This window comes from Paraburkholderia sp. BCC1876 (genome assembly GCF_902833695.1).
In the GTDB taxonomy this organism is placed as follows: domain Bacteria; phylum Pseudomonadota; class Gammaproteobacteria; order Burkholderiales; family Burkholderiaceae; genus Paraburkholderia.
Genome location: NZ_CADFGI010000014.1, coordinates 119,079 through 139,844, shown reverse-complemented (window position 1 = coordinate 139,844; position 20,766 = coordinate 119,079). Strand labels below are relative to the sequence as shown.

Below are 20,766 nucleotides of genomic sequence, written 5' to 3'. Positions count from 1 at the left end.
TCCATTGAAGAGGTTCGCCTCATTGCGCACCTCTTCGCCGCGTCGCAGCGGCGCTACGTTAAACCGCGTAATGCCGGGGATCGGCAATAGCGAGGTTGCCGACTCTGCCATCCCGATACATTGAGAGATCGAACTTAACGTTCGTTTTGTGCGGATCCAGCATGTTGCCCACCACGATGAGGTTCTTCATCCGGCGGTCCGCTGTCACGCCGTCCATGATCGGAACGTGGAATTGTCCGTGCGTCCCTGGAGAGAGAAACTGGGCCGAGACAGAATCGGATCGCTTCGAATAAGTGATCGCGATCGCCTTGTCGAACGTCCGCATTGGCTGCCCCGTCGACGGCCAGGCGAATACTTGCGGTGCACGCGACAGAATCGTTACCGTGTCCGCGCCTGACTTTTCACTCAGCTCCTTCAGGTGTGATCTGGCGTTGCTCGCAAAACTCTGTGCACGCTCGGACAAAGCGCTCGCGTAGTAGCAGTTGCCAACGTCTCCCGCGTTTTCGGCCAAGCCGGGCGGTACGCCGCCCGCTGGCGGAGCATCCGGCTTGTTGCCTTGCGATAGCTCGAATGTCTCGATGGCGGGTTGCATGGCCGACTTATAGATCGAGCCGAACCAGTTAATGATCGGCGTTGCGTTTAGCGCAGCCTCCTGATAAATGGTGTGCATTGCATCGGCCTCCGTATTGCGCCCTTGCGCACGCAACCGGTTCACTTCGTGCCGGAGATCCTCGGCATGATGGATTTCGGAAAAATTCGGCAGAAGCAGCGGCGCCAGCGCGGCGGGAGGAAAGACAAACGATGCGGCCGTGGCAGCGAGTCCACCAGCAAGATGCGCCGCCGCATTGCCCACGTCCCATTTGGCCTGCTCACTCTTCGGATCCGCAATCAGATCCTGGACGTTGTTGGACAGGCTTTGAACTGCCGGCATGATGCCCAACTCAGTCGCGCCATCCGACAGCGCTTTCGATGCCAGACCCAGCACTTCCTTACCGCCGAGATTGCCGGTGCCGAGCAAGTCGCACGCGCCTCGCACGAAATCGTTCGAGCGCGCTTTGACGATCCGCAGCAAAGGCGCTGCGCCGGTTTGTCGGCTGTGGGAAACGCCCATCTGTCCTAACGCGCCGAGACCTCGCAATACATTGGCCGCCGCGCCATCGCCCGCGTATCCAAAACGATTTGCCTGAATCGGCGAGCAAGGTTCATCTTGCTGGTGAAGATGGCGATAGATTGCCGGAAGAGCTTGCCGATCTTCTCGACCTCTGTTCGCCTTGTTGCCACCATCACCAATCAGATCGGGATAAATCGGTATCGTTATCGGTGTCGCAGCACGCAGGGGCGTGCCTGAGATTGACGTCGCCATTTGATAGCCTCTGAAGGTGCTAGGTGAGCGATCATTGAAGCATGCTCATTCGGAGGCGATGTGCTACGGATATAAAGCACCTGGCTTTTTCGCGACCGAGTGTTGCCCGATAGCACTACGACCTCATCAATTCGCTATCTCTCGACGTAAAACGTTCGCGATACGCCTGTGGCGTAACCGCGATTGTTCGCATCAAACTACGCCGCATGGTCTCCTCGCTGCCGAATCCGCACCGCGCCGCAATGCGCTTGATCGGCAACGACGTATCCACGAGCAGGCCTAACGCGGCCTCGGTACGAATCTGTTCGATGGCGCGCGCCGGCGTTTTACCGGTCCTCGCGCGGTAGTGGCGCATGAAACTGCGTTCGCTCATGCCGACACGATCGGCCAACACGGCGACCGAAAGATCGACGGTCAGATGCTCCACGATCCACGCGTGAAGCTCGCCGAATTGATCGTCGTCCTGTTGCAGCGATAAAGCCTTGCTGAACTGCGACTGCCCGCCTGGCCGCTTGAGAAACACCACCAGTTCTCGCGCGACGTCGAGCGCCATTGAACGGCCGAGATCTTCTTCAACGAGCGCCAGCGCCAGATCGATCCCCGCCGTGACACCTGCCGAAGTCCACACCGTGCCGTCCTGAACGAAAATCCGATCCGGTTCCACCCGTAACGCGGGGTATTGCTGCAAGAGTTCATTGCAGTGCGCCCAGTGCGTCACGACACGACGTTCATCCAGCAGCCCCGCGGCCGCGAGTAGAAAAGCGCCGGTGCAAACAGACGCGACCCGCCGCGATATGGCCGCATGCTGACGCACCCAGCGGGTCAGCACAGCGTCGCGCGATGCCGCGTGAACCCCTCTTCCGCCCGCGACGATGAACGTGTCGGACGGCGTGCGCGCCGACGGCAGCGCATGCGCGACGAGTCCCAGGCCGGCCGACGACACGACCGTGCCCGCCTGAGCGGCGATCACACGCGGCTCGTAGCACGGAGCAAGACCGCGCCCGCGCGCGAGTTCGTTCGCGGACGCGAATACCTGCAACGGCCCCGAAACGTCGAGGAGTTGCACGTCTGGGAAGGCGAGGACGTTGATCGATCGAAGCGCTTTACGCATGGCAGCCTGGCGGGAAATGTTGGGAATATGGCATTCCCGCCAGACAGTACTTGCGTACAGTTCGTCTGTCCATCCCCAGATTGCCTGCCGAACGTGGAGCAGGCCACGACGTTCAAACAACGAGGTACTGCAATGACGCTTCACATTGGCTTGCTCGTGTTCCCACGCGTGCAGCAACTCGACCTGACCGGGCCGCATGACGTCTTTTCCTCACTGCCCGATACGACCGTTCATCTTCTCTGGAAAGACCTGGCACCGCTGAAATCCAGCAGCGGAATGACGCTCGTGCCGGACACCACGTTTGACGACTGCCCGCCGCTCGACGTGATCTGCGTGCCGGGCGGCGCCGGTATCGGCGACCTGATGGAAGATCCGGACACCCTCGACTTCATCCGGCGACAGGCGAGCCAGGCGCGCTTCGTCACCTCCGTCTGTACCGGCGCACTCGTGCTGGGCGCGGCCGGCCTGCTGCGCGGACGCAAGGCCACGACGCATTGGGCGTTTCACGAATTGCTCGCGCCGTTGGGCGCGATTCCCGTGCGCGATCGCGTAGTTCGTGACGGCAATCTGGTCAGCGGCGGCGGCGTAACGGCGGGTATCGATTTCGCGCTGACGCTGGCGAGTGAGTTGGTCGGTGAGCAGCAAGCGCAGGCGGTTCAACTGCAACTCGAATACGCGCCCGCTCCGCCATTCGACGCCGGCAGCCCGGAGACCGCGCCGCCGGCCGTTGTGAAGTCGGTGCGTCAGCGGTCAGCGGATTCGCTGGCGCGACGCCGCGAGATCGTTATGCGGGTGGCTGCATCGCTTTGATGCGGAGGCTCAGTCGGCGGGACGCCAACGTCCCGTCTCCGGGCACACCATGACTTTTTCGCCGTCGAGCCGGACTTGCTCTTCATCCAGTTGCAATGCGCTGGAAGGCGCGACGTCGAATTCGACCTTGAGCGCTCGCGCTACGTGAGCGTCTTCAATCGGCAGCTCCCACGTCAGGAAGAGTTGCACGTAGTCTTCTTCCGGTGCGAAATCGGCGGCATTGAAGCCGCTGCTGCCGCGTTGAACGACGCCGTGAGGCTGGCCCGTGTCGAATATCAACGCCGTGCCCCGCTTCAGGGGAATGCGTTGGCCGGCAGACGGAAAATGCACGTCGAGTCCGCGGTCTTCGCTCAGGAAGAGATTGCAGAACGCCGCGCCGCCATATTGCTCGGCGTCGTGGTGATACCTCGCGCCTCGGCAGACCATCAGGGCGACGTCGCTGGATGCGAGCACGTCGGGCAATCCCAGCGTGCGCGTCCAGTCGGACACGGCCTGCACGCAGCGGCCGTAGTCCGGCCAACGCGCCCGCGCGCGCGCCAACGGCATGACTTCGACGTCGCCGGTTTCGAGAACCATGTTGGTCGCAATTTCGCGTTGCCAATCCGCCAGCAGACGTGGCGAAGGCATGGGTATGTCGAGCGCACCGGATAGCACGATGTCGCTGACGTAGCGACTGCGGATAACGTCGCCACTCGAGAAGTAAGAAGTCAGCACTTGTCCCACTCGATGCAATGGCAGTCGTAACTCATTGAGATGATTGTTCTCGGCATGATGCGCTCGTTATCGGTTCGACTTGCGTCGCACGGGAGCTTCATCAAGCGCACTAGTGGCCGGCACGCCGCCACCGCCACCGCCACGAGGTTTTCTAACAGTCTTGCGCGGCGGCTCCGCCTGCATGCCGCAGATCAACGCAACGCCCGCCTTGGCCGTTGCGCGCAGCGAGGCGTGTGAATCGCCCGCGCGCGAGCGCAGCGCCAGACTGTGCAGAATCGCGGAAGCGACCTTCGCCAACACGGCCGGATTCGCGGCGCTATCGAGTTCACCGGCTGCCTTCGCACGTTCGAGGCGCCGCTCAAACGACGCGTCGAACGTATTCAGCCCCGCTGCGAGCTTGTCCCGAACTTCCTGATCGACTCTCGATTCTGCCAACGCCGTGCCGATCAGAAAACAGCCACGCGGCGCCACGCCAACCGGCAAATAGATCGCTAGTGCACCGTCGTACACCGACATCAAGGCATCGGCTAAAGGTCGATCTCCGCCGAGCGCCGCTTCCATACCCTGAAGCCCGGTTTCGACGTACCGATCCAGCGTGCTCAGATAGAGCGCGTGTTTATCGCCGAACGCGCCGTACAGACTCGGGCGGTTCATTCCCGTCGACTCGCTCAGCGCGTCGAGCGAGGTGCCGGAATAGCCACCGTCCCAGAACGCGTCTCGCGCGTCGCTCAGCGCCTGCTCGGGATCGTAGCTGCGAGGCCGTCCACGCGAGCGCTTTTCGTTTTTTGTACCGGTGTGCATATAAATAGTTGCCAGCGTTGATTTTTATACACTATAGTACAAAAACAATCACAACGACCCGGAGTCACGAGCATGGAGCTTTACTTTTCGCCACTCGCCTGTTCACTCGCAACCCGCATTGCGCTTTATGAAGCCAACGCGGACGCGCAGTTCATTGAAGTCGACACGAAGTCAAAGCAATTGCGTGACGGCTCCGATTTTTATCCGATCAACCCGTTGGGACAGGTGCCCGTGCTGCGTACGGATGAGGGCTGGCTGCTGAAGGAAAACACCGCGATCCTGCCGTATGTGGCCGATGCATTTCCAGCGGCTGCGCTTGCGCCGGCGGTCGGCACGGCGGAGCGCGCGAAGTTGCAGGAGTGGCTGGGTTTTATCAGCACGGAACTACATAAGGGCGTGTTCGTGCCGCTGCTCGATCCGCATGCATCCGTCGATGTTCGGGCCTACACGCAGAAGAAAGTCGCGCTGCGCCTTCAGGTGCTCGAACAGCATTTCGGCGACCACGAGTTTTTGCTGGATCGCTTTACGGTGGCAGACGCTTACCTCGTCACCGTGCTGAACTGGGCGCAGTACAGTGGCGTCGATCTCGCCGGGTGGCCTGCCGTCGCGGCGTACTACAAACGGACGACGCTTCGACCGCCTGTCGCCAAGGCATTGAAAGAAGAGATCGCGCTGTTTGGCGAGGAGCAGGCGAGGCGGCAAGCAAGCGCTTCGTGAGTGCGTACGTAGCAGCGCCTCCGGGCGCTGCACGTGCCGAAACGGAGAATCCACCGTTCCGATAAACTGCGCGCAAAGAACGTCGACACTTGCCTGCAGGTTAAAAAATAGAATGGTACAAATCCACCCGTTGACCCTCAACGACGCCGAGCCGCTCCTTCAGTTTGAACTGCAAAATCGCGCCTATTTCGAGCACTGGATCAATGCTCGCGATGCGGACTACTACAGCATCGATGCTGTCAAAGCAGCGATAGAAACGGCGCAAAGAGAGAAACGGGAAGACAAGGCTTATCAGTTTCTCGTCAAACAAGACGAAGAGATTGTTGGCCGAATTAATCTGACGGGCGTGGAGCGGCGTTACTACAACAAAGCAATGCTCGGATATCGCATCGGCGAGCAATTCGCGGGACGAGGTTATGCTTCGCAGGCTGTCGAGCTCGCCCTACAAACTGCGCGTGCCGATTTGAAACTATGGCGAGTCGAGGCGACGGTGCGGCATGAAAACCGGGCTTCCAGCCGCGTGTTAGAACGCAATGGTTTTGTCGCTTACGGTAGAGCAACACGCAGCATACGGATGCATGGGGTGTGGTACGACCTGGTGCATTTTGAGCGTCATCTCGGCGACGCAACGGTTGAAGCGAGTACCGCGCAGGCGAACTGCGTCAAATGGAACGCCCGTTGGGTAAATTAAAACGGCGTCGGATAATAAACGGCCCTTAACCGCCGCCGGTGCTATGCGGCGCCCCCACTCGCCCTCACCAAGGCGATCGCCTCTCACTCTTTCCAAAACGCACGACACGCGATTCGGCTTCATCAACCGCAAACACCGGTGCGCACAGCAATTGCTGCTCATGAAAATCGAGAATCCGGATAATCGGCGGACAGTCGGTGGCGGCGATCGACCAGATATCTTTGTTCGCGCTGTGAGCGGCGGCGTCCAGAATGCGCTCTGCTTCGAGATAAAGCTCGCGTTCAACGTCGCCGAAACCGGCCTGCTGAAGATACCAGGCGAGATAAAGCGCCTTGACCAGTTTGACCAGCAGATCGCCATTACCGTTGCCCGTCTGAAATGCGGCCAAAGCCAGATGCCAGTAAAGCGATTGCTCACGCACGTAAGAGGTGGTATGCGGCAGGAGCTTGGTCTTTCCAAGCGGTTTTCGACGCCCCTGATTCCCCGTTGGTCGTTTTTTACGATTCTGCGACATGGATCGTTTTTATCTGAGTGATGCTGTTTTTAATCCCTGCATCGTAATCGATATGGCAGATAAAAATAACCGTCAACGAGGCCATTTAACAAAAAATAATCACTATGCTACAGGCATATTTTTGTCACACAAAATAAAATCCTTCAACGATCTTTGACTTATCCATCAGAGCGCATCAAAGCACCTATAGCGGATTGCAAATGCGCAATGACCCTTGATCTTTGTCTTTAACAATTACCGCATTCAAATATGCATTCAGCAAATAATGCCGATTGCCAATCCACACGCATACGTCGCCTTAATTGACGAAGCCAACCACAGCGATGCAAGGCTCACACGCCATCCCGAAGCATGACGTTTCCGATGAGAAAACTGGCGCGTACGGTCAGCTGCGCACATCCGCCCAATGAGCGCCGATCATCGTCCTGCGAGCAATCCCCGACCGTCCTCGCCGACCGGACCCGCCGCACCGAATGTTATTATCGGAAACACCACGCGCCCACGAAGGCGAGCTTTCAAGCTGTCGGACCCCATGGATACCCATCTCACCAAACCCGCCGATCCCTCCACTACGGACCTCGGCCGACGCGTGCGCGCCGCCCGTCAGGCCCAGGATCTGACGCTGGAAACCGCGAGCCGCCTGTGCGGCGTGTCCCGCTCGACGCTCTCCAAAGTCGAAAACGGCCTGATGTCCCCCACATTCGACGTGCTGCAGAAAATCGTGCTGGGTCTGAAGATCGAAATCGGCGAGTTGTTCGGCTCCACGCCGAAAGTCAGCGCGAGCGGACGTCGCGCGTTGACCCGCAAAAATGAAGGCCAGCGCCACGCGTATCGCGGCTATCAGATGGAGTTGCTCGCCACCGACCTCGCGCACAAAGCGATGCTGCCGTTCCGCATCCGCATTTCCGCGCACACGCTCGACGCCTTCGACGACTGGGGTCGTCACGAAGGCGAAGAATTCCTGTACGTGATTAGCGGCAGCGTGTGCCTGTATTCCGAGTTGTACGCGCCAACGCATCTGAACGCCGGCGACAGTTTGTACTTCGACAGCCGCACCGGCCACGCGGCGGTTTCGACGAGCGACGAAGACGCCGAAGTGTTGTGGATGGCGACCAGCGCCGACATCCCGACCGTGCCGAGCGCCACCGATTCACCGAAGAAATAACACGCGCGCACGCTGCAATCCGCGCGTAGCGTCTTAACCGACCGTAACGTCAGCAACCACGTCCACGCGCGCCGCCGCCAATGCCCGCTGCGCGAGTTGCGCAATATGCATTGCGTGGCGGCCCGTTCCCTGTTCGATCTGCTCGCGGCAACTAAAACCATTGGTCAGCACGATCGTTTCCGCATTCGCCGCCGTCGCTTCACGCACGGCCGGAAACAGCGTGTCTTCGCCGATCTTCTCCGACAACGCGTGATGCTCGGAGTTAAAGCCGAACGATCCCGCCATGCCGCAGCATCCCGTGTCGAGCAGTTTCCAGGTCACGCCGAGTTTGTTCAGCAACGCCGTGTCGCCTTGCATGCCGAACAGCGCCTTCTGATGACAATGCCCGTGCACGATCACATCCGCGGAGAGCGTCGGCCAGTCGAACGGCTGACGCGCGACGAAATCCGAGAACAGAAATGTTTGCGCGGACAACTGCTTCGCCAACGCGTGACCGGGCAATTGCTTCAGCAGTTCGTCCTTGAAGACGGATAAACAACCGGGTTCGAGACCGACCAGCGGCACACCAGCGGCGATATCGTCCGCGAGGTCGTCGAGAATGTGCATGAGCAGTTCACGCGCGCGTTCGAGCAGGCCGAAGTCATACAGCGGACGCCCGCAGCACAGGCGATTCTTCGGCAGCACGACGTGCCAGCCGAGTTGCTTTAAAACATCCGCGGCGGCTTCGGCGATTTCGGGCGTGAAGTGATCGTTGAACGTGTCGACCCAGAGAATGACTTTCTTCCCCACGTTGCCAACGTTACCCTCAGCCCCACGAGAGTTGGACGAGTTGGATGAAGAACGCCGCGCGATCTCCCGATACGTCGTCCCGGCGAAGCGCGGCAACTCACGCGTCTGCGCCACGCCCGCCACCCACTTGCCGAGCGAAGCCAGGCCCGGCGCCGACGTCATGAAGTTCGTCAAACGCGGAAAGCGCGCCGCCCATGGCGCCCATTCGCCGATGCGCCCCATGAACAGCGCCTGCCGTGGCCGACGCTTCGTCTCGTAGTAATGCGAGAGAAACTCGGCCTTGTACGAAGCCATATCCGTATGCGTCGGGCAATCGGATTTGCAGCCCTTGCAGGCAAGACAAGTATCGAGTGCCTCTTTCACTTCGCGGCTTTGCCAGCCGTCGGCGATCACGTCGCCTTGCAGCATTTCCCAGAACAGATGCGCGCGGCCACGGGTCGAATAACGCTCTTCACGTGTGGCGCGATAGCTCGGGCACATCGTGCCGCCTTCGAGCGAACGACACTTGCCCATCCCGATGCAGCGCTCGATCTCGCGCTGGAAACCGTCGCCTTCCGGGCTGGCGAACGTGAGCTTCGTTTGCAGCGTCACCGGCTTGTAGGCCGGACCCATCCGCAGATTTTCGTCGGCACGATACGCATGCACGACCTTGCCGGGATTCAGACGATTGGCCGGATCCCAGATCGCCTTGAATTGCTCCATGGCGTGCATCAATTCCGGGCCGTACATGATCGGCAGGAACTCGGCCTTGGCCTGGCCGTCGCCATGTTCGCCCGACAGCGAGCCGCCGAATTCGACCACCAGTTCCGCCGCTTCGCGCAGAAACTTGCGCCACGTCGCGACGCCCGCCGCACTGCGCAGATCGAACGTAATACGAGCGTGCACGCAGCCGTCGCCGAAATGGCCGTACAGGCTCGTCTCGTAGCCATAGCGGTCCACCAGCGCCTGAAACGCGCGCAGGTAGTCGCCGAGCCGCATCGGATCGACGGCGGCGTCTTCCCAGCCAACCACCGGATCCGGCGCGCCGTCCTCAACCGACAACGCCACCGCCGACGCCCCCGTCTCGCGAATCGACCACACCTTCGCCTGCAACACGCGATCTTCGACGAGCATCGCCGACACGTTCGGCCCCGCCTCGCCGGACGAAAAATACGCCGCAGCGGCTTGTGCCCGCTGCATCACCGCTTCTTGCGTGTCCGCGCCGAATTCGAGCACGACCCATGCGTCGCCCGGCGGCAGCAGCGCGATCTCGTCCTTCTTCAACCCGCGCGCCTGCAAGCCGCGAATGATCGCGCGGTCGAGTCCTTCGATCGCAATCGGCTCCCAGCGCATGAAATTCGGCACGGCATCCGCCGCGATGTAGATATCGGTGAAGCCGACCACGACGATCACGCGCTTCGCCGGACTCTTCACGAGGCGCACTTTCGCCTGCAAGGTCACCGCGCAGGTGCCCTCGGTGCCGACTAGCGCGCGCGCCACGTTGAAGCCGTTTTCCGGCAACAGTTGATCGAGATTGAAGCCCGACACGCGCCGTTTGATACGCGGGAATTTCGCGCGAATCTGCTCGGCGTAGGTGTCGCGCAATTGCCGGAGCGCGGCGTAGATTTCGCCCTGACGGCCGCCGGCCGCGATGATGCTTTCGAGTTCCGCGTCGGAAGTCGGGCCGACCCAGAAACGCGCACCGTCGAAGGTCGCGATTTCCAGCGCTTCGACGTTTTCCACGGTCTTTCCCGCCATCACCGAATGCGCGCCGCACGAGTTGTTGGCGATCATGCCGCCGAGCGTGCAGCGGCTATGCGTCGCTGGATCGGGGGCGAAGGTGAGGCCGTGTTGTTCGGCAGCGTCGCGCAAGGTGTCGCACACCACGCCCGGTTCGACGATCGCCACGCGCGCGACCGGATCGACCGACACGACGCGGTTCACGTACCTGCTCGCGTCGGCCACCACCGCGACGTTCACGCATTGGCCGTTCTGCGACGTGCCGCCGCCGCGCGGCAAAAACGGTACGTCGTTGCGGTGGCAGGCGGCGAGCGTGGCCAGCAGATCGTCGACATCGGCGGGTACGACGACGCCGAGCGGAACCTGACGATAGTTCGACGCATCCGCCGCATACAGCGCTTTCGAGCCCTGATCGAAGCGCACTTCGCCGCGCACATGGCGGCGCAGGTCCGCTTCGAGTGCCTGCAGCACGGCGGCGGTGCCTTTGAACGGCGTGGCCACGCGTGCGGCGTTTAGCGTGCCGCGCTCGGTATCGTGCGGCGTATTCGCTTGCGCTTCATCGAATGATGTTGATGTTCCCACTGCCGCGCCCTCACGTGTTCTGTTCAACGTTCGAGCGCCGTTGCTCGACGCTCATGCCGCCTGGCTCGCCGTCATCTTGAAGATGCCTTGAGCGTTGCCCGCGTCGAAACGCAGGTCGGTTTCCCAGCGGCGCGCGTCCTGATCGAACGTGCGCTTGCGCGTGATGAACTCGTAGAACGAGCCCGGCACGTCACGCGTCACGACACCGCCGTCGGCAGTAACGAATTCGCGACGCACCCTGTCCGCGCGATACGCGGTCTGGAACACGCGGCCCGAACGCGAGCGCTCGACTTCCGGCTTCATCGGACGACCCTTGGCCTTCTCGTCGTCGGAGAGCTGGAAGACGTCCGCGACGCGATCGGTGGCGTGATTGAACGCGTTGCCTTCCGTGGCGATCCACGCCATTTCCGCCGACTCCTTCAACAATACTTCGTAATCGGCTTCACGTGGTGTCTCGTGCTGACGCGCGAACGCGCCGACGATCACGGGCAGCAATTCGTGCGCCGCGTCGAGCGGCAGCACGCCGTCGCGTTCGAGCTCCCACAACTGGCCGACGGCGCGCGGCGTCAACGGATCGCGCGAGGCGCCGATCACGTTCGTCACGGCCTGCTGGAAAGCCTCGGAAAAACGCTCGGGATGCAATTCGCTGACGAAGAATTGCGATATCTCGTCGGGCGCGTCGTCATGCGCCCACGCGCGACCGGTCATACCCAAGCGGTCGAGCGGATAGCGACCGTTGATGCTGAAGCCGAGCGGACGCAGAATGCGCGCGAACGCGGCTTCGCCCATCGGCAGCGCGCCGCTGTGCGGCCAGCGCACCGTGCGCAGCGCGCCGTGATCGAAATACACGCTGCCGCCGGCGGCGATCGTTTCGTCCGTGTACTGGCGGCCGTTCGGTGAACGTGCCAGCAGGTCTTCGAACAGCGCCATGTTCATCGCCTGCGCGAGTTCCACGCGCGTGACGGTGCCCGTTTCCCACTCGTTCAGAATCTGCGGATGGTTCAGCGTGGCGAAGAGCCGCGCGGTGGTGTCGGCGCCTAGCAGTTTCTGCAGCAGTTGTTCGACATTCGCATTCTTGATGTTTCGCATATGGGTTCTCTACGGGGCTTTACGTGATGCCTGGCGCGCTCGCCGACGCGCTGTCGGGGACCGCCGGTGGCCGCGCAACGCGCGATACGGCAAGTTTGAAGGCAACATTATTCAAATTCTCAGCGCCGCCGTAAAGCGAGATAAAATCGCCACTTGATGCGTTTTCGGAATCAACATGCGAAAGTTCAAGATCCCCAACATGGGCGCGCTGCTCGCTTTCGAAGCCGCCGCCCGGCACGAGAGCTTCACGCATGCGGCGCGCGAACTGTTCCTTACCGAAAGCGCGGTGTCGCGGCAGATCAATACGCTCGAAACCAATCTCGGCGTGCGGCTGTTCGTGCGCGTCAAACAGCGTGTGGTACTGACCAAGGCGGGCAAGGTGTATAGCGCGCAGGTGCGGCGCTCGCTGGAACAGCTCGACCGCGACACGCTGTCGATCATCGCGCATGGCAGCGGCGGCGGTTATCTGGAACTGGCGGTGCTGCCAACCTTTGCGTCGCAATGGCTGATTCCGCGGCTCGCGGCATTCAATGCGCGGTATCCGGATGTTCGCGTGAACATGGGCGTGCGCACCGGCACGTTCCCGTTCGCCGACACGCATTTCGAAGCGGCGATTCACTACGGCAAACCAACGTGGCCGGGCACGTCGGCGGATTTTCTGTTTAGCGAAGAGGTCGTGCCGGTGTGCGCGGCGAGTTTGCTGACGCGGCCGGTTGAACAGCCGGCCGATCTGCTGGACTATCCGCTGCTGCACTCCACCACCCGGCCCGACGGCTGGGCAACGTGGTTCGCGAATCTGGGCGTCGACGACAACCGGACCATGCAGGGCGTGCGCTATGAACTCCACACCATGCTGATCAGCGCCGCCGCGGCCGGCCTCGGCATCGCACTGGTGCCGCGCTTTTTTGTGGATGCGCAACTCGAACAGCTCGGGCTTGTGATTCCGCTCGCGGTGCCGCTCGCCGCGCCGGCGGTTGCCGACTCGGCGTACTACCTCGTTTATCCGACGGAGTTGAGTCACGGTAAGCCGCTCGCGAGCTTTCGTGAGTGGCTGCTGCATGAGGCGGCGGATTATGGGGCGGTGAATCCGGCGTTGGCGGGTAATCCGGGCGGTGATTGAGCGCGGCCGGCGGCAGCGGGCGGCCGTTCGGGGCTTGAAGCGTTGGAGCCTTGACGCTTTGAAGCCTTGACGCGTTGAACCGTTGAATCGCGTCAACCGCCCGCTTGCTGATCGCGGGCCTGCGCCAGCGCGCTCAGATTGCCTTCGCCAAAACCGTGATGCCCCTGACGCTGGACAATCTCGAAGAAGATCTCGCCGACACGGCGGCGCACGAAGGTCTGAAAAAACAGTAACGGCACGCCGTCGGCGCCGATTTCGCCATCCACGAGTACATGCGTGCGTTTGAGCCGCTCGACGTCGAGCCCGTGACCGGGCAAACGCGTATCGAGTTGCGCGTAGTAGCGCGGCGGCGGCTCGACGAATTCGACACCGTTCGCGAGCAGTTGCTCGACGCACGCGAAAATGTCGTCGGTGGCGAGCGCGATGTGCTGCACGCCCTCGCCCGGATGGTCCGGCAAATAGTCGTGCATCAGGTTGGTCCGGCGCGTGCCTTCTTCGTACAACGGCACGCGGATCGCGCCGCACGGCGACACCATGACCCGCGATTCCGCCGCGATGTGCCAGTTCGCGTGCAACTCGTGAATCTCGCGGAAATTCAGCAGGTCGCGATAGAAGTCGAGCCATTCCTGCATGCGGCCCTCGCCGACCGTTTGCGTCAGATGATCCACGGCCACGAGCCCGGTTCCCGCGTGACTCAGATCGGCGTGCGCCGTGTCGATCTCGACGGGCCGGAAGTCGCTGTCGAAGATCGAGATGTCGCCGAGGCCACCGCGCTGCCCGCCGCGTCCGCGCCAACGGTCGATGAAATAGATGTGCGAGTCGCCAATGCCCTGAATCGCCGGGATCAGCAATTCCCCCTTGCCGAGCCGCTCGCCTTCGAACGCCCATGCGCCGAGGTCGATCGCGCGGTCGAATGCGCGCTGCGCGTTGGCCACGCGAATGCCGATAGCGCAGATGCCCGCGCCGTATTCCTCGGCGTAGCGGGCGGCGAACGAATCGGGCTCGGCGTTGATCAGGAATTGCATCTCGCCCTGGCGATACAGCGTGACGTCCTTGCTGATATGACGGGCGATCGCCTTGAAGCCGAGCTGCCTGAAGGTCTCGCCAAGCGCTTGCGGGTCGCGCGCGGCGAACTCCACGAATTCGAGGCCGGCTGTGCCGAGCGGGTTGTGCTCAGGCACCGACACGGCGCGCAGCGCGGCGTCGGGAGTGGGCAGGTCGCGGGGCATGGCAATCTCCTTGTGCGGTCGTTCGACTGCTGTGTTCGATGTTGCTGCGGTTGACTGCGCACCCTGTTTTTTCCAGCGGGCTCAAGCCGGATGCGTGGTGCGCTGCGGCAATGCGGTACGCGACGCGCATATGCACCGTGTTTGTACACCGGGTCGCGGGGCGTTCGCAACCTACATTTTGTACTAAATGGTTCACATTTGAACAGAGGCGCCGGTTGCCGGTTGCCGGTTGCCGGTTGCCGGTTGCCGGTTGCGGTTCGTGGTTCGTGGTTCGTGGTTCGCATCGGCCAGCGTCAATGCTTCGGCGTCTTCTTCGCGCGCGCGCCTTTACGCGTGCCCTTGTCCGCAGGCTTATCCGCCATCGCCACCATCCGCTGCCGCGCGACCTCGCGCACCGCGTCGATAAACGCGCGCCCCACCGGCGACGGCTGCGTATCCGAACGCCGGATTAAACCGACCGGCTCGTCGGTGCCGGCAAACGGCAACGGCAAACGCGTCAGCATGCCGTGCGCCAGCTCATATTCCACCGCGCTCTGCGGCACGAACCACACCGCGCCGTTCTCCAGCGTGAGCGCCCGCCCCGTGGACACCGACAGCACCTCAACGAACGCCGACAACGGCGGCACGCCCCACGCGCTCAACAAACTTTCCGCCGACTGCCGGATCAGCGTGCCGAATGGCGGCAACACCACCGGATAATCTTCCAGCGCACTGGCAGGCAAACCCGGCCCCAACGCCAGCGGATGCCCGGCTCGCACCACCGCGATCAACGGCTCGCTGAACAACTGCTCGAAGCTGAGCCCCACCATCCGCTCCGGATCGGCCAGGCGCCCGATCGCCAGTTCGATCGTGCCCGCTTTCAGCCGCTCGAGCAATTCCGGGTTTGCGCCGGTCGCGAGGCGCACGATCACGCGCGGCCACAGCGCGCCGATCCGCTCCAGCACCGGCGGCATCAGCGCCGCCGCCACGGTCGGCAGCACACCGACTTCCAGCGTGGCCGCCGCCGCGCCTTCCGCGCGCGCCAACAGGTCGACGCCCTGCCGCAACGCGCTGACGCAGGCACTGGCGTGCGGCATGAAGAGCTGCCCTTCGCGGGTCGGCACCGCGCCATGGCGACCGCGCTCGAATAGCTTCACGCCGAGAATCGCCTCGAGTTCGGCAATCGTCTTGGAGACGGCGGGTTGGGTGATCGACAGGCTGTCGGCGGCCCGCTGGACACTGCCGAACTGCGCAACGGCCAGAAAGCACTGGAGATGACGGAATTTGACGCGGCTATCCGCGAGACTGCGTTGCATAACGACAGGTTATACGAAACGGTCGAAAACGTCATTTTTCATAACCGCTCCGGTTAGATACAGTCGCTCCATAAAGCCGTATCCCACAATTGTCCGAAGGAGACACTGATGGACGAGTCCTCTCTCACCCCGCGCGACTTCGCGTCCCACCCCGCCTACATCCATCCCGGCTACGGTTCATCGGTCAAACGCGGCCCGACGCGTCCGCTGATTCCGCTGAAGGAAAAGCTGCGCGACCAGCGCGTGCCGGTGTACGGCACGGAAGATCTCGGCGCGCTCGATCACGACCTGACGCGCAATGCCGTGCGTAACGGCGAGCCGCTTGGCGAACGCATCATCGTGACGGGCCGTGTGCTCGACGAAGGCGGCCGACCGGTGCGCAATACGCTGGTCGAAATCTGGCAAGCCAACGCTGCCGGCCGCTATGTGCACAAGGCCGACCAGCACGACGCGCCGCTCGATCCGAACTTTCTTGGCGCGGGCCGCTGCATTACCGACAACGACGGCCGTTACCGCTTTCTGACCATCAAGCCAGGCGCGTATCCGTGGGGCAATCACCCGAACGCGTGGCGTCCGAACCATATTCACTTTTCGCTGTTCGGCGACCATTTCGGCTCGCGCCTCGTGACGCAGATGTATTTCCCCGGCGACCCGCTGCTCGCATTCGATCCGATTTTCCAGGGCACGCCGGAACACGCCCGCGACCTGCTGATCGCGAACTTCTCGCTCGACACCACGCAAGAAGCCTATGCGCTCGGCTACGACTTCGACATCGTGCTGCGCGGCCGCAATCAAACGCCGATGGAGCGCTAAGCCATGACCACCCTTAAGCAAACGCCTTCGCAGACCGTGGGACCTTACTTCGCCTACGGTCTGTGCCCGCAACAGTACGATTTCGAGTTCAAGAGCCTGTTCACGCCTGTCGTGGCCGACCGCGAAGCGGCCGGCGAGCACATCACGATCGTCGGCCAGTTGTTCGACGGTGACGGCAAAGTGATCGGCGACGCGATGCTCGAAGTGTCGCAAGTCGACGCGAACGGCCACTTCCCGGAATCGCGCGAAGACATCCTGAGGACGGGGTTTCGCGGTTTTGCGCGCGTCGGCACCGGCACGGACCCGCACAAGCGTTTTGTCGTGGAAACGGTCAAACCCGGCCGTGTGAGCCCGGACGAAGCGCCGCATCTGAACGTAATCGTGACGATGCGCGGCATGCTGCTGCACACCTTCACACGCATCTATTTCGAAGACGAAGCCGAAGCGAACGCGCAAGACGCCGTGCTGGCAGCAGTCCCAGCGGACCGGCGCGGCACGCTGATCGCGCGCCGCGAGCCGGACACGGCCAACGTGTACCGGTTCGACATCCACATGCAAGGCGATCAGGAAACCGTGTTTTTCGACCTTTGATACGGTTTTTCTACACTTTCATATAGCTTTCACATACACTGAGCATGATCCGTCTAGCGACTGGATCGCGAAACTCCGAGTAGTTAAGCCCGCCCCGCGCGGGCTTTTTTTTGGCCTGACGGGTTTGATGTGGCTGCTGAAAACTGCAAACTGAAAACCGCAAACGGCTATCGAAGCGAACAGTGCAGCCAGCGGCTGATGCGCTCCACGTCGGCAATGTGATCGTGTGCGCCTGGCGCGCCGAGCACGACGATATCGACGGGCCGCCCATGCACCCTCATTCGCACGACGACACAGTGACCCGCCTCGTTGATGAAGCCAGTCTTCTGCAAAACGATCGAGCGGTCGCCGCCACGCACCAGCGCATTCGAGTTCACGTAACTCAAACGTGCCCGCCCGCCGCCCGGCAAAACCACTTGAGAGCGATCGGTCGAATACGCGCGAATCAACGGATAGCGGCTCGCCGCCGCGACCAGTAGCGACAAATCCCGCGCCGTGGAAACGTTATGCGGCGACAAACCCGTCCCGTTGACGAACGACGTATGCCGCATGCCGAGCGCGCGCGCCTTCGCATTCATCGCAGCGACGAAGCCCGGTCGCCCGCCCGTGTAATCGCGACTCAGCGCGGCGGCGGCACGATTCTCCGACGACATCAGCGCGATATGCAGCATGTCGTGACGCGACAATCTCGACCCCACACTCAGGCGCGAGCCGGTGAACTTGTCGAAGTCCTGATCATGGACGGTGACGTCGAGCGGCGCATTCAGCGCGTGTTTGGCATCGAGCGACACGACCGCCGTCATCAGTTTGGATACCGAAGCGATCGGCATGATCCGGTCGGCCTGCTTTTCGGTCAGTACGGTATGCGTGCGTTCGTCCACGACATAAACGGCTTTCGCGCGAAGCAAGGCGCGCGACCTGGGCGTATAGCCGCAGCGCGCCAGCAGATGAGGTGAACGAGACGACGCATGCGCGGCCGTACGCGATGCTGCAGTGGACGTCGCGTTGCGCTGCGCAGTCACCGCCGTGGGACGCCGTACGCCTCGCGGCTCGCGCGCATTGCGCGCGGCCTGCCTGCGATGCCTGGTCGCGTGCTGACTGGCATGCATGGGCAGCTCGCCGTTCGTCAACTGCTTGCGCTTGTGCGCGACGCGACGCCGCGCTTTGCCGGCAGTGGGCTTTTTCGCTTGATTGGACGAGTGGATTTTCGCTTTCGACGCATGTTTCGTCGACGGCACGGCATGTCGGCTCACGCGAGCGGACGAATGCCGCACAGGCTCATGAGCCGCACCGAACGACGCGCCGATATTCAGCCATAACAGGCCGATTGCCGCGAAACAGCGGAGCCATGCAGGAAAACGACAGGCAGGGAATTCAAACGAGGGACTTCGACGACCGTACGGCATTCAGCTTCCAGTTCTGTGCCGTGTGTGCCCGAAATGGAGTGGACACGAAGCCGGCAACGACCCGGGCGATGTTAAGACAGATCGTGCCGACGATCAACGGTAAAGGCGCATGCCAGCCGATTCGCCGCAGACGGGCGGGTGTGCCGCGTACAGGGCGTAGCGATGCGCAGCGCTCACTACGCCAAGCGAATCGTTCGAATCGAGCGAAGCGTTCCCACCATTAACAACGGAAGTGATCGATGTTCTGCCCAGCGTGAATGGCGCGCGCGAGCCAATCCGGCTTATCGCCATAACCGTCCCAGCTATTGCCGAAAGCGTCGCGGTACAGCACCGCGCGAACCGCATTCGCGTCGGCCTCGATCGATTCGGCGAGCACTTCCAACGTGATGCCGTAGTCGTCCATGCGCCGGCGGATCCAGACGATCAGGCGCTCACGCGCATTCCCGTCGAGGTCGAGCTGCATTTGTCCTTCTCGCTCTTTCATAACGTAGTGGTGTCGAGGCTAGTATTGCTCGCATTGGATAAACAAAAGGCTTCGCTAAACAACGCGAAGCCTGGATGCGGTTCGAATCGGCCGAGCGCAATTCGAATTCACAATGACGTCCTGTTCGAGTCGAATTGCACCGGGAAATCATGCCCAACAAATCCTGGATTCCAGGGAATTTGCCGGTAATCGGTTCGATAGGTTCGAAGGGGATCGGTGTCTCACCCACCATTCGGGGGTTGCTTCTGCGTATGGGCAGGAATTCTAGCATCCAATTTCTTCTGCTTGCAGCAACGGATGGTTTGCGTGCGACGTCGGCAATTCATTTCTTTTTCACGTATTGGGCAATCCACTCTCACACACTGACGAACTCGCCGACGAATTCGCCGACTTACGCGCGGAAGCTACAATAGCCGGCAACAAAGGGAGTCGCTCCATCCAGCAGGCAAAGTTCAACCGATAGCCGTTCGACCGTCCACGCCAAGGAGACACCATCATGCATGCCTCAACCGCCGTCATCACGATTCTTGCCGCGCTCCTGCTCGGCGCAATGAGTCCAGGACCGAGCTTCGTTATCGTGGCACGCAATGCGATTGGACTTTCTCGCGGCGACGGTCTTGCTACTGCGCTCGGCATGGGTATCGGCGGTGTGTTCTTTAGCGGCATCGCGTTGCTCGGGCTCTATACGCTGCTCGCTACCGTCGAATGGCTCTACGTGGGTCTGAAAGTGGCGGGCGGCCTTTATCTGATCTATCTGGCGTCGAAAATCTGGCGCGGCGCGGCTAAACCGCTCGCCTTCGACGCTTCGCAAGCTGCCGTCACCAATCCGCGCAAATCGTTCTGGATCGGCTTGAGCACACAACTCAGCAATCCGAAGACCGCCGTCTACTACGGCAGCATCTTCGCGGCCCTGCTCCCGCAGCATCCGCCGCTGTGGTGCTACTTCGCATTGCCGCCCGCGATCTTCGCGATCGAAGCCGGCTGGTACACGATCGTCGCGTTGTGCTTTTCGAGCAAACGTCCGCGCGAAATCTATCTGCAATGGAAAGCGTGGATCGATCGCGTCGCCGCGAGCGCCGTCACCGCGCTGGGTCTGCGTCTGATCCTCACCGCCCATAAAGTGGGGATCTGAAGCCGCGCCGTTGATCGAACCGTTTGCCGTGTCGCGCGACACGGCAAACCACGAACCAGGGCCGCATCACCAGGCGCGTCGCGTCGGCGATCCGACTTGCCAGGCAAAATAGTTACGAGATAGGGGTTGACGCTGACACACCTAAGCGGTTACTCTGCCACCCGAAGTTCAAGAAGTTCGATTGCTGTTCATCAATGTCTCGCTCCCAAGCGGTATTCGTTGTCCTCTCCCTCCTTGACGCTTCATCCGCTCAATCAACCGAGCACATCTTTCTCTATTTTTACTCAAGGATTCCTCATGGATACCGGTACCGTTAAGTGGTTCAACGACAGCAAAGGCTTTGGCTTCATCACCCCGGACAAGGGCGGCGACGACCTGTTCGCGCATTTCTCGGAAATCAGCGGCAATGGCTTCAAGACGCTGGCTGAGAACCAAAAGGTGAGCTTCGAAACGAAGCAAGGCCCGAAGGGTCTGCAAGCGGCTAACATCACGCCGCTGTAAAGTTTGAAGGGCTCGGTGTCCGGCAACGGACACCGGGTTGCAGCGACATCCTCGCGGAGCTTCGTCTCCCACAGCTGGCGCGATCGCTTTTTAGCTGCGAATCATTTCAGCAGCTTGCATAAGCGCCAAA

At 61.6% G+C, this 20,766-nt stretch carries 20 protein-coding genes; 9 read left to right on the top strand and 11 right to left on the bottom strand.

Translation table 11 applies throughout. The annotated features are described in order from the left end of the window. Nucleotides 1–58: 58 nt before the first annotated feature. Both HWY05_RS33895 and HWY05_RS33890 read right to left on the bottom strand, forming a co-directional pair. Complete coding sequence (locus HWY05_RS33895) at nt 59–1,363, bottom strand: hypothetical protein (protein ID WP_176061089.1); 1,305 nt, start codon at nt 1,361–1,363, stop codon at nt 59–61. A 115-nt stretch (nt 1,364–1,478) separates the two neighbouring features. Further along, on the bottom strand, nt 1,479–2,474 hold the full coding sequence (locus HWY05_RS33890) for a DJ-1/PfpI family protein (RefSeq protein ID WP_035561262.1): 996 nt from the start codon (nt 2,472–2,474) through the stop codon (nt 1,479–1,481). 132 nt (nt 2,475–2,606) lie between these two features. Between HWY05_RS33890 and HWY05_RS33885 the strand changes: the two genes are divergently transcribed. Beyond that, nucleotides 2,607–3,284: a DJ-1/PfpI family protein gene (locus HWY05_RS33885; protein ID WP_176061088.1), complete on the top strand. Its 678-nt coding sequence runs from the start codon at nt 2,607–2,609 to the stop codon at nt 3,282–3,284. Nucleotides 3,285–3,293: 9 nt separating this feature from the next. Here HWY05_RS33885 and HWY05_RS33880 read toward each other — a convergent pair whose 3' ends face one another. Both HWY05_RS33880 and HWY05_RS33875 read right to left on the bottom strand, forming a co-directional pair. After that, entirely contained in the window at nt 3,294–3,998 is a 705-nt protein-coding gene (locus HWY05_RS33880) for a hypothetical protein (protein ID WP_051981125.1), read from the bottom strand. Nucleotides 3,999–4,064: 66 nt separating this feature from the next. Next, nucleotides 4,065–4,799 carry a TetR/AcrR family transcriptional regulator gene (locus tag HWY05_RS33875; RefSeq protein ID WP_176061087.1) on the bottom strand — a complete coding sequence of 245 codons (735 nt, stop codon included), beginning with the start codon at nt 4,797–4,799 and terminating at the stop codon, nt 4,065–4,067. Between the two features lie 72 nt (nt 4,800–4,871). Between HWY05_RS33875 and HWY05_RS33870 the strand changes: the two genes are divergently transcribed. Then, the gene (locus tag HWY05_RS33870) at nt 4,872–5,516 is read left to right on the top strand and encodes a glutathione S-transferase C-terminal domain-containing protein (protein ID WP_176061086.1); all 645 of its coding nucleotides are present in this window, start codon (nt 4,872–4,874) and stop codon (nt 5,514–5,516) included. Nucleotides 5,517–5,628: 112 nt separating this feature from the next. Continuing rightward, nucleotides 5,629–6,207 carry a GNAT family N-acetyltransferase gene (locus HWY05_RS33865; RefSeq protein WP_051981123.1) on the top strand — a complete coding sequence of 193 codons (579 nt, stop codon included), beginning with the start codon at nt 5,629–5,631 and terminating at the stop codon, nt 6,205–6,207. 64 nt (nt 6,208–6,271) lie between these two features. Here HWY05_RS33865 and HWY05_RS33860 read toward each other — a convergent pair whose 3' ends face one another. Further along, nucleotides 6,272–6,721 carry a hypothetical protein gene (locus HWY05_RS33860; RefSeq protein WP_176061085.1) on the bottom strand — a complete coding sequence of 150 codons (450 nt, stop codon included), beginning with the start codon at nt 6,719–6,721 and terminating at the stop codon, nt 6,272–6,274. Nucleotides 6,722–7,253: 532 nt separating this feature from the next. Between HWY05_RS33860 and HWY05_RS33855 the strand changes: the two genes are divergently transcribed. Beyond that, the gene (locus tag HWY05_RS33855) at nt 7,254–7,886 is read left to right on the top strand and encodes an XRE family transcriptional regulator (RefSeq protein WP_176061084.1); all 633 of its coding nucleotides are present in this window, start codon (nt 7,254–7,256) and stop codon (nt 7,884–7,886) included. Nucleotides 7,887–7,919: 33 nt separating this feature from the next. Here HWY05_RS33855 and HWY05_RS33850 read toward each other — a convergent pair whose 3' ends face one another. Together HWY05_RS33850 and HWY05_RS33845 are read right to left on the bottom strand one after the other, a co-directional pair. After that, entirely contained in the window at nt 7,920–10,895 is a 2,976-nt protein-coding gene (locus HWY05_RS33850; protein WP_176061131.1) for an FAD-binding and (Fe-S)-binding domain-containing protein, read from the bottom strand. A 132-nt stretch (nt 10,896–11,027) separates the two neighbouring features. Then, nucleotides 11,028–12,065: a DUF1338 domain-containing protein gene (locus HWY05_RS33845; RefSeq protein ID WP_176061083.1), complete on the bottom strand. Its 1,038-nt coding sequence runs from the start codon at nt 12,063–12,065 to the stop codon at nt 11,028–11,030. Nucleotides 12,066–12,240: 175 nt separating this feature from the next. Between HWY05_RS33845 and HWY05_RS33840 the strand changes: the two genes are divergently transcribed. Then, the gene (locus HWY05_RS33840; protein WP_176061082.1) at nt 12,241–13,185 is read left to right on the top strand and encodes a LysR substrate-binding domain-containing protein; all 945 of its coding nucleotides are present in this window, start codon (nt 12,241–12,243) and stop codon (nt 13,183–13,185) included. 92 nt (nt 13,186–13,277) lie between these two features. Here the strand turns inward: HWY05_RS33840 and HWY05_RS33835 are convergent, their stop codons facing one another. Further along, nucleotides 13,278–14,414 (bottom strand): VOC family protein, encoded by a 1,137-nt coding sequence (locus tag HWY05_RS33835; RefSeq protein ID WP_176061081.1) that lies wholly within the window; start codon nt 14,412–14,414, stop codon nt 13,278–13,280. A 293-nt stretch (nt 14,415–14,707) separates the two neighbouring features. Continuing rightward, nucleotides 14,708–15,709 (bottom strand): pca operon transcription factor PcaQ, encoded by a 1,002-nt coding sequence (gene pcaQ / locus HWY05_RS33830; protein WP_176061080.1) that lies wholly within the window; start codon nt 15,707–15,709, stop codon nt 14,708–14,710. A gap of 108 nt (nt 15,710–15,817) precedes the next feature. Here pcaQ and pcaH point away from each other — a divergent pair, with 108 nt between their 5' ends. Together pcaH and pcaG are read left to right on the top strand one after the other, a co-directional pair. Beyond that, entirely contained in the window at nt 15,818–16,522 is a 705-nt protein-coding gene (gene pcaH / locus HWY05_RS33825; RefSeq protein ID WP_035561231.1) for a protocatechuate 3,4-dioxygenase subunit beta, read from the top strand. Between the two features lie 3 nt (nt 16,523–16,525). After that, a complete protein-coding gene (gene pcaG, locus HWY05_RS33820; protein WP_176061079.1) occupies nt 16,526–17,113 on the top strand; it encodes a protocatechuate 3,4-dioxygenase subunit alpha in 588 nt (195 codons plus the stop codon). A 167-nt stretch (nt 17,114–17,280) separates the two neighbouring features. On the opposite strand, the gene HWY05_RS33815 is transcribed toward pcaG, so the two are convergent. After that, the gene (locus HWY05_RS33815; RefSeq protein WP_176061078.1) at nt 17,281–18,519 is read right to left on the bottom strand and encodes a serine hydrolase; all 1,239 of its coding nucleotides are present in this window, start codon (nt 18,517–18,519) and stop codon (nt 17,281–17,283) included. Between the two features lie 220 nt (nt 18,520–18,739). Then, nucleotides 18,740–19,003, bottom strand: a complete 264-nt coding sequence (locus HWY05_RS33810) for an H-NS family nucleoid-associated regulatory protein (protein WP_035561222.1) — start codon at nt 19,001–19,003, stop codon at nt 18,740–18,742. Between the two features lie 496 nt (nt 19,004–19,499). Between HWY05_RS33810 and HWY05_RS33805 the strand changes: the two genes are divergently transcribed. Together HWY05_RS33805 and HWY05_RS33800 are read left to right on the top strand one after the other, a co-directional pair. Then, nucleotides 19,500–20,135, top strand: a complete 636-nt coding sequence (locus HWY05_RS33805) for a LysE family transporter (protein ID WP_035561219.1) — start codon at nt 19,500–19,502, stop codon at nt 20,133–20,135. A 297-nt stretch (nt 20,136–20,432) separates the two neighbouring features. Next, entirely contained in the window at nt 20,433–20,636 is a 204-nt protein-coding gene (locus HWY05_RS33800; protein WP_006047703.1) for a cold-shock protein, read from the top strand. Nucleotides 20,637–20,766 lie beyond the last annotated feature (130 nt).